This is a genomic window from Cohaesibacter marisflavi (genome assembly GCF_963665895.2).
GTDB lineage: Bacteria > Pseudomonadota > Alphaproteobacteria > Rhizobiales > Cohaesibacteraceae > Cohaesibacter > Cohaesibacter marisflavi.
In genome coordinates this window covers 1,606,154-1,619,319 of the sequence record NZ_OY762534.1, presented here as the reverse complement: position 1 = coordinate 1,619,319, position 13,166 = coordinate 1,606,154, and the positions used below count along the sequence as shown (strand labels likewise).

Sequence of the window (13,166 nt, the reverse complement as noted above, 5' to 3'; positions counted from 1 at the left end):
TTCAGACATGGCGGCATTTTTGGAAATTGTCTTCCCGATCAAAATCGGATTTGGCGCAACGGGCGGACCACAGCGCAAAACGCAAGTGGTGCAAAGCGGATCGGGCAAGGAAGAACGCAATCAGCAATGGGCCAATTCCCGGCGCTCTTGGGATGTCGGCACCGGCATCCGCGATATATACGAGGCCGAACAAGTGCTTTCTTTCTTCGAGGATGTGCGCGGGCGGCTTTCCGGCTTTCTCTTTTGCGACCCGTTTGATTTGCGCTCTTGCGCCATTCTGGGCAACCCGAGCGCGACGGATCAGGCGATAGGCACAGGCGACGGGGCAACAACTGCCTTTCAGCTTACCAAGACTTACGGCAGCGCAAATCCATACATGCGCAAAATCAGCAAACCGAAACAGGATTCCGTTTTGGTGGCTGTTGATGGCGTGGCGCTCGATGCGGCTGATTTCAGCGTTGATCACACAACCGGTCTTGTCACCTTGGCGGACCCGCCAGCGGTGGACGCGGCTGTTACGGCTGGCTTTGAATTTTATGTGCCGGTGCGCTTTGACACAGATGATCTATCCATCGCTTGGGAAAATAACGCGCTTATCTCTGTTCCTTCCATTCCCGTTCTGGAGCTGATTTTATGAAGACTTTGCCCGATGGCATGCAAGCCCATCTTGATAGCGGGGCCACAACGCTTTGTTGGTGCTGGAAACTGACCAGAAGCGATGGGGCAATCTATGGCTTTACTGATCATGATTGCGATCTGGTTTTTGACGGTGTGACCTATTCGGCGGACAGCGGTTTTACAGCAACCGAGCTGCAATCAAGCCTTGGGCTCTCGGTTGATAATGTGGATGTTGAAGGCGCGCTTTCTGCTGATTTCATCACTGAGGAAGACATTGCGGCGGGGCTCTATGATGGGGCAGGGGTTGAGGTCTGGCGGGTCAACTGGATGGATCTTGCCCAACGCCTTTTGATGCGCTCGGGCAATCTTGGCGAGATCACGCGCGGGGATACCTATTTCAGTACGGAAGTGCGCGGGCTGGCAGCTGTACTACAGCAAAAGCAAGGGCGTGTTTATCAGGCCGCTTGTGATGCCACCTTGGGGGATGAGCGGTGCGGGCTGGATGTTTCAAACGGGGCCTATTCGGTTGATGTGGTAGTAACCGGACAGACAGGCGGGCAAGTGCTCCAGATTTCCGGGGCTGATGCCTATGAGGCCAATTGGTTTGACCGGGGCACTCTGACCTTTACCAGTGGCGAGAATGACGGGATCAGCTACGCGCTGCAAAGCCATGTGGTGACAAGCGGTATTGTCTCTGTTGGCGTCTGGTCACCTTTCCTCAAGAGCGTTGCTGTGGGTGACACGATCACCCTTGTTGCTGGCTGTGACAAGCATTTTGCGACCTGCGTCAAGAAATTTGACAACGGGGCGAATTTTCGCGGATGCCCGCACATGCCGGGCAATGACTTTGTGACCACCTATCCAAGCCCTGACAGTGACGATTTATCCGGTGAGCATCGCTATGACCAATATTAAGCGAGACCAGATCATAGAATGCGCGCGGGGCTGGCTGGGCACGCCTTACCACCATCAAGCCAGCGTCAAGGGCGTTGGCTGTGATTGCCTTGGATTGGTGCGGGGTGTTTGGCGCGCGCTTTATGGCTTTGAGGCTGCAAACATTCCGGCCTATTCGCCAGATTGGGGCGACGCCACCAATGCAGAAAGTTTGCTATCTGCGGGGCGAACCTATTTGCAGGAAATCGCCCTTGATGAGATGGGGCCGGGGGATGTGTTTGCGATCCGTTGGCGCGGGGCTAAGAGCGCCAAACATCTCGGCATCCTGACCGGTGAAACGCGATTTATCCACGCCTATGAAAAATGTGGTGTTGTCGAGGTGAGCTTATCCCCTCACTGGCGGCGGATGATTGCCGCTGCTTTCCGCTTTCCCAATCTGGAGGTTTGAACATGTCAACACTGGTTTTGTCAAAGGTCGGCACGGTGCTTGGCGGGGCCTTGTTGGGGCCAATCGGGGCAATGATCGGCGGCACGATTGGCGCGCTTGGTGGGGCCGTTATCGACAATATGCTTTTGGCCGGTGGCAAGGATACCCACACGCAAGGGCCGCGTCTTGATAGCCTGGAGGTGACCAGCTCGACAGAAGGCACCGCGATCAACAGAGCTTACGGGCGGGCGCGCATTGGCGGACAAGTGATCTGGGCAACCACTTTGGAAGAGGTCGCCACCACCACCAAACAAGGCGGCAAAGGCGGTGGCGCAACAGCCACAACGACAAGTTACACATATTACGCCAATTTTGCGGTTGGCATTTGCGAAGGGCCGGGGGTCTATCTCAACCGGATCTTTGCGGACGGGACAGAAATTGACATGTCCAAAATTGACTTTCGCTTTTACGATGGCAGCGAAAGCCAAGAGCCTGACAGCCTGATTGAAAGCGTGGAAGGCGACGGGATGGCGCCTGCCTATCGCGGGCTTTGCTATATCGTCTTTGACCGGCTGGAGCTGACCGACTACGGAAGCCGCATTCCGCAATTCACCTTTGAAATTATCCGGCCAGCGCCGACACGCCAGCTTGAGAGCGCCATTTGTGGCGTTAATCTCATTCCGGGGTCAACAGAATTTGGCTATGAGCCGGACGTGATGCTCAAGCAAGAGCTGTCATCAAGTGGCGCGGTGATCGGGCAAGAATACGAAAATGTGCATCAGAAACAGGGCGCGTCTGATTTGTCCGTTTCCCTTGATCAGCTTGCAACCGTGATGCCGAATATCAAAAGCGTTTGCCTTGTGGTTGCTTGGTTTTTTGATGATTTGCGTTGTGGTGATTGCAGCATCCGGCCAAAAGTGGAAATCAGCACAAAGGCAACATCGCCCTATAACTGGCAGGTTGCGGGCCTGACGCGCGACACAGCGCTTTTAATCACGCAAATGACTGATGATGATGGCAATGATTATCCCGTTTACGGGGGCACGCCTTCAGACAAAGCGGTCATTCATGCCATTACCGAACTGAAAGAGCGCGGCTATGATGTCATGCTTTACCCGTTCATTATGGGCGATATCCCGGAAGGCAACGGCCTTGCCGATCCTTGGGGCGGGGAAGAACAAGCCACCTTCCCATGGCGTGGCCGGATCACTTGCCACCCGGCAGCGGGACAGACCGGAAGCCCTGACCAGACCAGCACGGCAGGCGATCAGATTGAGGCTTTTCTAGGCTCAGCGGCTGTGGCTGATTTTTCCATTTCAGATGAAACAATCACCTATACCGGCGTGGCTGAGTGGAGCTATCGGCGCTTTGTTCTGCATCTGGCCAATCTGGCCAAAGCGGCGGACGGGGTGGCGTCAATCTGCATCGGTTCGGAAATGGTCGGGCTAACCACGGTGCGCGATGATGCCACAAGCTATCCCTTTGTAACGGGCCTTAAAGCCTTATCCGCTGATGTGCGGGCGATCCTTGGGGAAACGGTCAAAATCGGCTATGCGGCGGACTGGTCAGAATATCACAGCCACAGGCCGGGGGATGGCTCGGGGGATGTGATTTTCAACATGGACCCGCTGTGGTCTGATGATGATATTGATTTCATTGGAATTGATAATTATTTCCCTCTGTCTGATTGGCGGCGGGGCAGGGACCATCTTGATTATGATCAGGACGCGGGGCATGTGACGCCCTATAGCCTTGATTATCTCAAGGCCAACATCGAGGGCGGGGAATATTATGATTTCTACTATGCGGACGATGCGGCGCGCGTGGCGCAAGAGCGTACAGCGATCAGCGACGGGGCGCATGGGGAAAACTGGATATACCGCCAGAAGGATTTGAAAAACTGGTGGGCCAACAGCCATTATAACAGGCCGGGCGGTGTGCGTGATAGTGCGGCAACAGGCTGGACGCCAGAAAGTAAACCAATCTGGTTTACCGAGTTGGGATGCCCGGCGCTTGATCTGGGCAGCAATCAGCCCAATGTGTTTTTTGATCCCAAATCCAGTGAGAGCGCTTTGCCCTATTTTTCCAGCGGCGCGCGCGATGATGTGCAACAGCATAGCCATTTAAGGGCAACACTCGACTATTGGGCCGATGATGCCAACAATCCGGCCTCAAGCCTTTATGACGGCTCGATGATCGATATGGACAATGTGCATGTTTGGAGCTGGGACGCGCGTCCATTCCCCTCCTGGCCATTGGATGGGGCAAGCTGGGCGGATGCGGATAACTGGCAATATGGGCATTGGCTATCTTCTCGGGTGGGCATGGTCTATATGCCCGACCTGATGCGCCATATATCCGAGGAATATGGCTTTACCGCCTATGATTTTGATACGGCTTATGGGGCCTGCGATGGCTATGTGATCGATAGCACGATGAGCTTGCGCAGTGCTTGGCAACCGCTGGAACTGGCTTTCGGCTTTGACCTGATCGAAACGGGCGGCATCATCAAGGCGGTTTCCCGAAAGGCCATTCCCCTTTGTGCGGATGTTGATCAAGAGCGCTTACAGGATACGAACGGCGAGAGCGGTGGCGAGCTGGTCACGCTCACACGGGCGCAAGAAAGCGAGCTGGCACGCGGCGTGCGCATTACCTATCTCAATGCAAACAAGGCTTACAATTCCGGCACAGTGACCGCTTGGAATAATTTTACAGGCGCAACGAATGTGTCTGAAAGTCAGCTTGCCATTGTCATGGATGAGGATAGGGCGCAAGGCGTGGCTGAATATCTTTTGCAGGATGCTTGGGCCGCGCGAGAAACCGGACTATTTGCGCTTATGCCTTCCCTGCTGGCCTTGGAACCGGGCGACGTTTTGGAAGTGACCACGCAAAAGGGGGCGCGGGAATTGCGCTTGACCGATGTAAAGGACGGGGAAGGGCGCACTTGTGAGGCAAGCGGTTTTATTGATGCCGGCTTGTCTGTTTCCGGTGCGCGCTATTCGATCCGGGCGAGCAAGGCCAGTGCGGGGCTTTCTAGCATCATGGCGCGCTTTATGGACTTGCCTTTGCTCCAGCAAGATAACGACCCGAATGCGGGCTATGTGGCGCTTTCTGCCAAGCGTTGGCCGGGGGCGGGGCTGGTGTTGCGCTCGACCAATGAAAGCAGTTGGCAAACGAATATTGAATTTACCCATTCGGCTATCATTGGCGAAACCCTAAACGCCTTGGACAAAGGGCCGCTTTATGTCTTTGATCGGGGCAATGCGCTGGAAATCGAGATTTATAGTGGCTCGCTGCTGTCTGTTTCTGAAGAAGAATTATTTTCGGGCAGCAACGCCTTTGCCATTGAAACAAGTGCGGGCGTTTGGGAAATCATCCAAGCGCAAACTGTGGAGCTGATCGGCTCGAAACGCTATCGCCTGACGGACCTTTTGCGCGGGCAGCTCGGCACAGAAAGCGCCATGCTGGAAAGTGTCGCAGCCGGGGCGGCGCTGGTCTATCTTGATCAGGGCGTTGCGCAAGCAGACATGGGGCTATCTGATATCGGCATCAACTATTATTGGCGCTATGGACCGGAAGGCGAAACGGTTGGCTCTGATCTCTTCACGACCGAGCAACACGCCTTTAGCGGGCGGGCGCTCAAGCCCTATGCGCCTGTCCATGCCCGATGGGCAAGTGATGAGGCGGGCGATCATACCATCACCTGGATAAGACGCACGCGGCTGGATGGCGACGGGTGGGAGCTTTATCAAGTGCCTCTTGGGGAAGAGCTGGAGGCCTATGAAGTCGATATCATAAGCGGCGGCGATGTGGTGCGCACTATCGAGACAAGCTCGCCAGAAGCCAGCTATAGCGCCACACAAAGACAGACCGATCTAGGCAGCGCAACGGCTGGCTATGAGGTGGCAATCTATCAAATCAGTCAAACAATCGGGCGCGGGGATGCGCTAAAGGTGGGGTGGGGGTGATTGTGTGTCTGGGCTTGGCCGCTTTTAGTAAAAATGAAGGAGGCAACAAAGGGAGACCGGAAATTGCGGCCCAAAGCTGACGTTCGACGCCATTGCAGAGCGCTTGAGGCACTTCCCGGAAGTCACCGTTCGTTGATGCTACTAAAGCGGCCTTTTAAATAGTTACGTTTAAATGGCATTCTTTAGAAAGTCATAATCTATATCTTGATCTATAATGGCCGATATTTCATCGACCAGTCATAGATTACGACCTGCGAGATAACGGCAATAAGCACTGGACAGATGCACAATGAGCTGAGCATCCTTGTCGCTCGGAGTTTTGGTTGGGCTCACATGCCTTCCATAGTTCGAGGAAAAGCCCCACATCTTTTCTAGCGCAATATCTAGTGGTCTTGGCAAGCCAATTTTTGCTGCTAGTTTGCCAAGGTCATCGTTAGTCCCTGAAATATAGCGAGCTGTTGCTTCGAGAGCTCCCAAGGCGTGGTGAATCGCACCCGTGAGGTCTGGTTCTGGACGCCTTGATAAGTCGGACAGAGCTTCTTGTATTTCTCGAGCTGATACGCTGAATCCTGTTTGTTGCAAAGCATCTTTCGAAAGTTGGACAGCTTCTTCGAAGTCTGCGTCCCCGCGCATTACAACGCCTTCTCCAGCTATGTATTGCCAACCTGCTCCTGTGTCACAAAATATCCTGTTGATACTATCGGCAAACTGAACTGCCTCATTGTAACCGTAGGTTCCCTCAATGAATGAGACCAATCCTTCAATCACGTCATAAACTCGATACCATTCGATATTTTGAATGATGGTTTCAACTTCATCTCGAATGTTAGGCACTTCGCTCCAGTTTCCCTTGTCTGGGCTAAGATAAAGGGTGCGGCAAATCGAGGTGCGAATTTGATCGTAGGAAAGGAGATCGTAAGCCGCTTGTATAATTGCATGGCGCAAACCTTCAGGAGCGTCATGACGAAATCGAATTGCTGGGGTGGAGGCGAACCCATGTCGTTTGGAAAACATAGCATTAATCTCTTCATCGAATTTCTGTACTCAGTCTGTTTGTCGGCAGTGAGCCAACGCAGCTCAAAAAGAGACTCTGACGCTCATCTATAGGTTGAAAAAAAACTGAGTACGGGCATATTTACGAGAGCCTGCTAATTTAGTCCGACTAGACCGCAGTTAGGTTTTCTCGCTTCGATCGAACTTGGTTGCAGGGAGCATTAAGTCGATCCTACAATAACGAGTGTGTCGAATGAAGATCAAAAAGATAACGATCAAGAATTTTAAGGCAATTGAAGATTCAACTTTAGAACTAACGGATTTTAACGTTCTGGTCGGAACAAATGGATCTGGCAAAAGTTCAATTTTACAAGCCCTACATTGGGTGTTCCAATCCGGTCGCAACCGAAAAGTTGATGCTAACAAAAAAAGCACAGATGGTTCTACTCTCTCGGAAACCGATGCAATATACATGCCGTCTCCAGAGTATAGGAATTCGGCAAACGGTTCAGAATATGGAAACTTTCAGAACACCCCGAAACTCGATTTGATTGTTAAAGCAACAAATCTAGAGGGTAACACCGTCACAGCGAATCTTTGGATTAAGTCCGCAAGAAATGAAGGGATAAGCGTTCATATTCCTTCTGGGAATGATCTGACGACAACTATCCGAGATCGAAAGCGTGAAATAAGCGCGTATATTCCTGGTTTGGCAGGAATTCCTTTGCTTGAGGAAAGGCGGTCTAAGATGATCGTCGAAAAACTAGCTGCCGCCGGCGATGCAAACACAGTTCTAAGAAACGTTCTGTGCCTTCTTAAAGAATTGCATGTTAACGGTAAAAATGGCCTCGATCTCGTCCAAATATTTGTATCTGAAGTTATGGGAGAATTTAACTTAAATGTAGAATTTGAAGAAGAACAAGATGTAAGAATTCGTGCCAACTTTCAAACAGGTTCAATGAAAGTAGCAGATCATCGGAGATTTAAACCTTTAGAATTGGCCGGAATCGGATTTCTCCAAGTGATACAGATTTTCTCTTATTTGGTCTATTTTCGACCCGTTTTGCTATTGGTCGACGAACCAGATTCGCACCTTCATCCTATAGCCCAAGAAAGATTGATCGCGGTGCTGTCAAAAGCGGCACAGCTATTTGGAACACAGGTCATTTTGGCAACTCACAGTCCGTCCGTGGTTCGCGCTTTGCCTGCGGAGACTAATGTTATTTGGATGAAAGACGGGGCTGTTCAACCCAACGGAAATGAAACCGCCAGAAATCTAATGGGATGGGGACTACTAGACAAGCAAATTCTCTTAATGACCGAAGACACCGGCACAGCTATGCTTCGTTCAATACTATTGCAATGGCCAGATTTGGAGAGAAAAGTTGCAATTTGGCCATTTCACGGAACGGGAAAGCTCCCCACTCCAGAAACGATTAATGGGCTCAGCACTCTATTCGGAGATAGCGTAAAAATTGCCATCCATAGGGATAGGGATTTTATGATGCCCCCTGAAATAGAGGTAATTGCAGCACCGTACACAGCGAAGGGATATTGTTTTTGGGTTACAAAATGTTCTGATATGGAATCTTATTGGTGTAATACAGAAGTAATCAAAGCCCATTTCGATGTCGACGCTCCCGAGGCAGAGAACATCCTGCAAACGGCAAAAGAAGCGGCCTCTGCTAACAATAAGGCGTTAGAGAAATGCCGCAAAAAAAGGAACGACGCCATGCAGAAAATATCAGAGGCTAAAAGAGGCCAGCTTCAACAGTTTGGAGATGCTGAAGTAAGAGTCGAAGCAACAGTGCACGGCCAGCAGCATGAAGTTCTAGGTAAAGATTTAGTATCCGCCATACGTCAAGTGGCTCAAGAGAAAAAACTTCTCGATGCCGACCATTTTGGCAAAGTGGTTCCGTCTGGCTTGCAGGATGCATTGGCGGATGAGCTACGGGAAAAACTTGAGGCGATGCTGTAAATAACACTTCATTTTTCGTTGTGACAGTTCGAATTAGCAGTGCACTCTCACTTCCAAACGGCAAGTTTAGCGAGGTCTGACATGTGAGACTCTAGCCGTCAAATGTCAGATCCGAGGAAATTGAGAACTTGCACTGCGGCAATTGTCCGCTGTCCGGCTGAACGGGTTGTATGAATTGCTTAGGTGAGCTCCGATATCCCTCGAATGGCCGCTTTACACCTTGGAATCATCGATCTTGCTCCTGCAGTAAATGACAGCAATCCGCCCCTTTTGCAAAACAACCCTCTGAAGGCTCGAATTTCTACTCATATCGAAAGCTCGCGTGTAGTCAGATCGAGATCTCTCTGAGCTCTCACTTCTCAACCACCGCGCGCCATCCCTTACCCTCGTGTTGACCGAAACCAACCGAGGGTCTTTTCATGCCGTCTACAGCGCTTTTGCAATTGCCTTACATTGCGAGCAAACAGAACCAGAAGCATATCACCCATAATGAAGCCTTGCGGATGTTGGACGCGCTTGTGCAGCTATCCGTATTGGATCGCGATTTGACAGCGCCGCCGGATGCACCAAGCGATGGCGCGCGCTATATCGTGGCCGATGGGGCAAGTGATGCATGGGCCGGATGGGATGGCAGCATCGCGGCTTATCAAGACGGGGCGTGGATTGAGTTTGTGCCTTTGACCGGTTGGCTTGCGTGGCTGGAAGATGAAAGCACCCTGCTCATGTATGACGGGGCGGACTGGTCGGATTTTTTAACGGAAAGTGTCGGTGTTGCTCTGGCCGGTGGTCTCTTTGACATGATCGGGATCAACGCCACGGCGGACGCAACCAACCGGTTTGCCCTTTCCTCCAGTGCGAGCCTTTTCAACCATGCCGGAAACGGCCACCAAATCAAGGTCAACAAAGCGGCGGAAACGGACACAAACAGTCTGTTGTTCCAAACCAATTGGTCAGGCCGCGCGGAAATGGGCTGCGCTGGAGAGGATGACTGGTCCATCAAGGTCAGCGCGGACGGGGCAAGCTGGCTAACAGCCCTTTCCATTGAAAGCGCAACGGGCCTTTTGAAAGGCCTTAATTGGGTTGGTGATGTTGTCAACGGCGGCTTAGGGGCAGTCATTGAAAGCGGAACCAACACAAATGGAACCTATGTGCGCTTTGCTGATGGGCTGCAAATCTGCACGTCTTTGGTAACGTCCAGTGACAGCACTTTCATTATTTGGACCTATCCGGCCAATTTTTCCGGCGCGGCTGAAAATGTGATGATGACAGCGCGGGGCTTGACGCCTTATCACGCGCAGCCCAACGGCTCGGGCTCCAGCTCGACCATTGCCGTGAATTGCTGGGATCTGAGCGGCGCACGCGCGTCTACTGACATTACCGTTTTTGCAATTGGGCGTTGGAAATAGGGGCTATCATGCAAATCAATCTCATCCCACAAAGGCGCGATGATGCGCTTGAATTGTCTTTTGCCGATGATGTGTTGACCATCAACGGGGATGCTCTGGACTTGTCGGGCATTCCAGCCGGGGCAACCTTGCCGATCGATGCGGTGGATTGTAAATGGCTGACCTCGGATATCGAGCGCGACGCGGACGGGGTGCTTTCCCTCTCTCTCATTTTGCCGCTAGGCTACATTCCCGACCCGACAACAGACGCAGCAAAAGCGATGCTCTTTCCCGATCCTTTGGAGGTGACCGAAGAGGGCGCAATCACACTACCAAGCTATGAAGCAACGGGGGCAACAGATGACAATAACGGTTGATCTAAGCCAGCTTGTCACGGCTGAAACCAAGGCCAGCACGGCGCTTGAAGCGGCAAAGGTCAAAGCCCTTGCCACGGTGACCGACCAGATAAGCGCGGCGCGGGGCGTGCTGATGACTGACTTGATTGGTCAAGAGATGATCTATCTGGCCAAAGAGCAAGAGGCGAAAGACTGGCAGGAATCGGAGTCGCCAGACCTTGCCGATTTTCCGCTTATGTTTGCTGAGGTGGGCATAACCGCCAGCACGGCGGATGAGCTGGCCATGCTTTGGCTCACGATGGCCAACCAATGGCGACAAACAGCGGCAAGCCTTGAAGCGATCCGGCTTAAATCAAAAAGCGATATCAAAAGCGCGGCGAGCGCAGAAGCGGTGCAAAGTGTGGTTGATGCCATCGACTGGCCAGCCTGAGAAATCAACCAAGCCAAACCGGCCTTTACCCTCGGATTGATCAAATTCAACCGAGGGTAATTTTATGTCTAAAAAGGAAATCAAGGCCATCCAGAAGGCACTAAAGGCAAAGGGCTTTTATAGCGGGGCTATCGACGGATTGCGCGGGCGGCTGACCAACCGGGCAATCATCGATTTCAAGCGCTCTATTAGCTATCGACCGCGCTCTTATGTGGGGCCACTTACAAAGGCCGCTCTGTTTGACGGGCGCGTCGACACGGTGACTGCAGGCCGGACCAGACGAGAAAAGACCATTGCGGCGCTGGATGAACCAAAGTGGCTTCAAGTGGCGCGCTCTTATCTGGGCTTGCGCGAATATAAGGGCAACCGGCATAACCCGAAAATTCTGGAATGGTGGCTTAAAATCCGCATGCCTTTCACCGATGACGAAACCCCATGGTGTGCGGGCTTTGTTGGCGGGGTGCTGGAAGAATGCGATATCCGCTCGACCAGATCGGCGGGCGCACGCTCTTACCTCTGGCAGAATTGGGGCTTGCGGCTGAGTGGGCCTTGTGTGGGCGCTGTGGTGGTGTTCTGGCGGGGAAGCAAGACAGGCTCAAAGGGGCATGTTGGTTTTGTGGTCGGGCGTGATCAGCATGGCAATCTGATGGTGATCGGCGGCAACCAAGGGGACGCGGTGACAATCCGGCCATTCTCGACAGACCGCGTCTTGTCCTATCATTGGCCTGAAGATGATATCCCATATAGTGGGGGCGGCTTTGATAGTTTGCCGCTTGTCAACTCGGATGGAACGCTTTCAACCAACGAAGCGTAAAAAGATATCAACGGGGCGGGAAGCCGTGAGACTCTTTGTGGGAAGGTTTTTTACAACTCACAAATGGAGCAGGTTACATGACTTCCCGACTTTCATTTTTTTCAGCCCTTGCCATTGGCCTTGCTATGGCTTGCATGTGCGCGGCACCGGCCAGCGCGGCAACTATCGACTTTTCCCCTCTCACCTCCCTTGCAAATGATGTCATGCAGACTGTTGTCAGCCTGTTGGCCTCTGTGATCGTCGGCGGGGCCGCGTGGGCGGCAAAGAAATGGTTTGGGCTACAGGTGGACGCCAAACAGCGCGAAAGCCTGCACGGGGCCATTGAGCGCGGTATAAGCAGCGCCCTTGATGCCGCTCTTAAAAGGCTGGATGGCAAAACCACTCTTGAAATTGACAATGAGGTGATCGCGCAAGTCGCAAACTATGTGGTCAAGCTGAGCCCTGACGCGGTGAAATACTTCAAGCTGACACCGGACAAGCTGGCCGATCTGATCACGGCGAAACTCGGTGAGCGTTTCTTGCTCGATGCGGACATTGACGCGCAGCCAAGCGCATAATCTGGGAGGGCTGGCGGCATGTGGGAATGGATCATAGGCGCGTTGCTTGGCTTTCTGGGTGAGCTGTTGCGCTCACTCTATGCCGACTATACCGCCAGCCAATCCATAAAAGAGAATGGCCAGCTCAAAGAGCAAAAGGCCAATCTTGAAAAGCAACTCATTATCAGCAAACAGGCACAAGCCATAAGGGACAAGGTGAATGCGGAAACTGATCTTAACGCTCTTATTGACGGGCTTTAGCCTGTTGCTGGTGGGCTGTGCTTCGCAGATCATCACAATAGACAGCCTGTGCGAAGCACAAGCCGTGCCTGTCTCGCCAGAAATCAAGGCGCAGTTGCGCGCCTGGCTAACGCCTGAAGGCAAACTCAAAGCCGATGCACCCAAGGGCGCGGCGGCATTCCTTAAAAGCCTGCGGGCGAATAATGACCTTATCAAAAGCAATTGCAGCAAAGGGGCAGGTGATGACGACCGAGATTAAAGATTTGGTCTATATCGGGGGAATCGTTGTGGCCGTTGCGGGCTCTCACTTCATGCTACGCGCCCGCGTCATGGTTCTGGAAGAACGCATCAAGGGCTATTCCGAGGCCATGAAACGCATTTTCGAAAGCCTGAGCCGGATAGAAGAAAAGCTAGACGGGAAAGCGGATAAGTGAGGGAGGTAGGTGCAAAAAAGGTGTGCCGACTTTTGTGCGGAAGATATGCACGGTCTGTTCTTCCAGTTCCGCTTTTTCCGGTTGCTTACTCTA

General features: G+C 52.5%; 14 protein-coding genes. 13 read left to right on the top strand and 1 reads right to left on the bottom strand.

Annotation, left to right across the window (positions count from 1 at the left end):
- Positions 1–7 precede the first annotated feature (7 nt).
- Genes ACKPCT_RS08505 through ACKPCT_RS08490 form a run of 4 tightly spaced genes read left to right on the top strand, consistent with a single transcriptional unit; the run spans position 8 to position 5,907 of the window.
- The gene (locus tag ACKPCT_RS08505) at positions 8–637 is read left to right on the top strand and encodes a DUF2460 domain-containing protein (protein WP_319568960.1); all 630 of its coding nucleotides are present in this window, start codon (positions 8–10) and stop codon (positions 635–637) included.
- On the top strand, positions 634–1,533 hold the full coding sequence (locus ACKPCT_RS08500) for a DUF2163 domain-containing protein (protein ID WP_090068404.1): 900 nt from the start codon (positions 634–636) through the stop codon (positions 1,531–1,533). Before ACKPCT_RS08505 ends, ACKPCT_RS08500 begins: the two co-directional genes overlap by 4 nt.
- The gene (locus ACKPCT_RS08495) at positions 1,520–1,960 is read left to right on the top strand and encodes an NlpC/P60 family protein (RefSeq protein ID WP_319568959.1); all 441 of its coding nucleotides are present in this window, start codon (positions 1,520–1,522) and stop codon (positions 1,958–1,960) included. The genes ACKPCT_RS08500 and ACKPCT_RS08495 overlap by 14 nt, the downstream gene beginning before the upstream one ends.
- A gap of 2 nt (positions 1,961–1,962) precedes the next feature.
- Positions 1,963–5,907, top strand: coding sequence for a baseplate multidomain protein megatron (locus ACKPCT_RS08490; RefSeq protein WP_319568958.1), 3,945 nt, complete (start codon positions 1,963–1,965; stop codon positions 5,905–5,907).
- Positions 5,908–6,144: 237 nt separating this feature from the next.
- Here the strand turns inward: ACKPCT_RS08490 and ACKPCT_RS08485 are convergent, their stop codons facing one another.
- The gene (locus ACKPCT_RS08485; protein ID WP_319568957.1) at positions 6,145–6,921 is read right to left on the bottom strand and encodes an AbiJ-NTD4 domain-containing protein; all 777 of its coding nucleotides are present in this window, start codon (positions 6,919–6,921) and stop codon (positions 6,145–6,147) included.
- A gap of 232 nt (positions 6,922–7,153) precedes the next feature.
- Here ACKPCT_RS08485 and ACKPCT_RS08480 point away from each other — a divergent pair, with 232 nt between their 5' ends.
- From ACKPCT_RS08480 to ACKPCT_RS08440, 9 genes are all read left to right on the top strand, one after another.
- Positions 7,154–8,878, top strand: coding sequence for an ATP-dependent nuclease (locus tag ACKPCT_RS08480; RefSeq protein ID WP_319568956.1), 1,725 nt, complete (start codon positions 7,154–7,156; stop codon positions 8,876–8,878).
- Positions 8,879–9,297: 419 nt separating this feature from the next.
- Positions 9,298–10,284 carry a DUF2793 domain-containing protein gene (locus tag ACKPCT_RS08475; protein WP_319568955.1) on the top strand — a complete coding sequence of 329 codons (987 nt, stop codon included), beginning with the start codon at positions 9,298–9,300 and terminating at the stop codon, positions 10,282–10,284.
- 8 nt (positions 10,285–10,292) lie between these two features.
- A complete protein-coding gene (locus tag ACKPCT_RS08470; protein WP_319568954.1) occupies positions 10,293–10,640 on the top strand; it encodes a hypothetical protein in 348 nt (115 codons plus the stop codon).
- Positions 10,624–11,049, top strand: coding sequence for a hypothetical protein (locus ACKPCT_RS08465; protein ID WP_319568953.1), 426 nt, complete (start codon positions 10,624–10,626; stop codon positions 11,047–11,049). Before ACKPCT_RS08470 ends, ACKPCT_RS08465 begins: the two co-directional genes overlap by 17 nt.
- Before the next feature lie 64 nt (positions 11,050–11,113).
- On the top strand, positions 11,114–11,863 hold the full coding sequence (locus tag ACKPCT_RS08460) for an NlpC/P60 family protein (protein WP_319568952.1): 750 nt from the start codon (positions 11,114–11,116) through the stop codon (positions 11,861–11,863).
- A gap of 77 nt (positions 11,864–11,940) precedes the next feature.
- On the top strand, positions 11,941–12,420 hold the full coding sequence (locus ACKPCT_RS08455) for a hypothetical protein (RefSeq protein WP_319568951.1): 480 nt from the start codon (positions 11,941–11,943) through the stop codon (positions 12,418–12,420).
- Positions 12,421–12,438: 18 nt separating this feature from the next.
- Positions 12,439–12,660: a hypothetical protein gene (locus ACKPCT_RS08450; protein ID WP_319568950.1), complete on the top strand. Its 222-nt coding sequence runs from the start codon at positions 12,439–12,441 to the stop codon at positions 12,658–12,660.
- A complete protein-coding gene (locus ACKPCT_RS08445) occupies positions 12,620–12,898 on the top strand; it encodes a hypothetical protein (RefSeq protein WP_319568949.1) in 279 nt (92 codons plus the stop codon). Before ACKPCT_RS08450 ends, ACKPCT_RS08445 begins: the two co-directional genes overlap by 41 nt.
- The gene (locus ACKPCT_RS08440; RefSeq protein WP_090068432.1) at positions 12,882–13,073 is read left to right on the top strand and encodes a hypothetical protein; all 192 of its coding nucleotides are present in this window, start codon (positions 12,882–12,884) and stop codon (positions 13,071–13,073) included. The genes ACKPCT_RS08445 and ACKPCT_RS08440 overlap by 17 nt, the downstream gene beginning before the upstream one ends.
- The last annotated feature ends 93 nt before the right edge of the window (positions 13,074–13,166 follow it).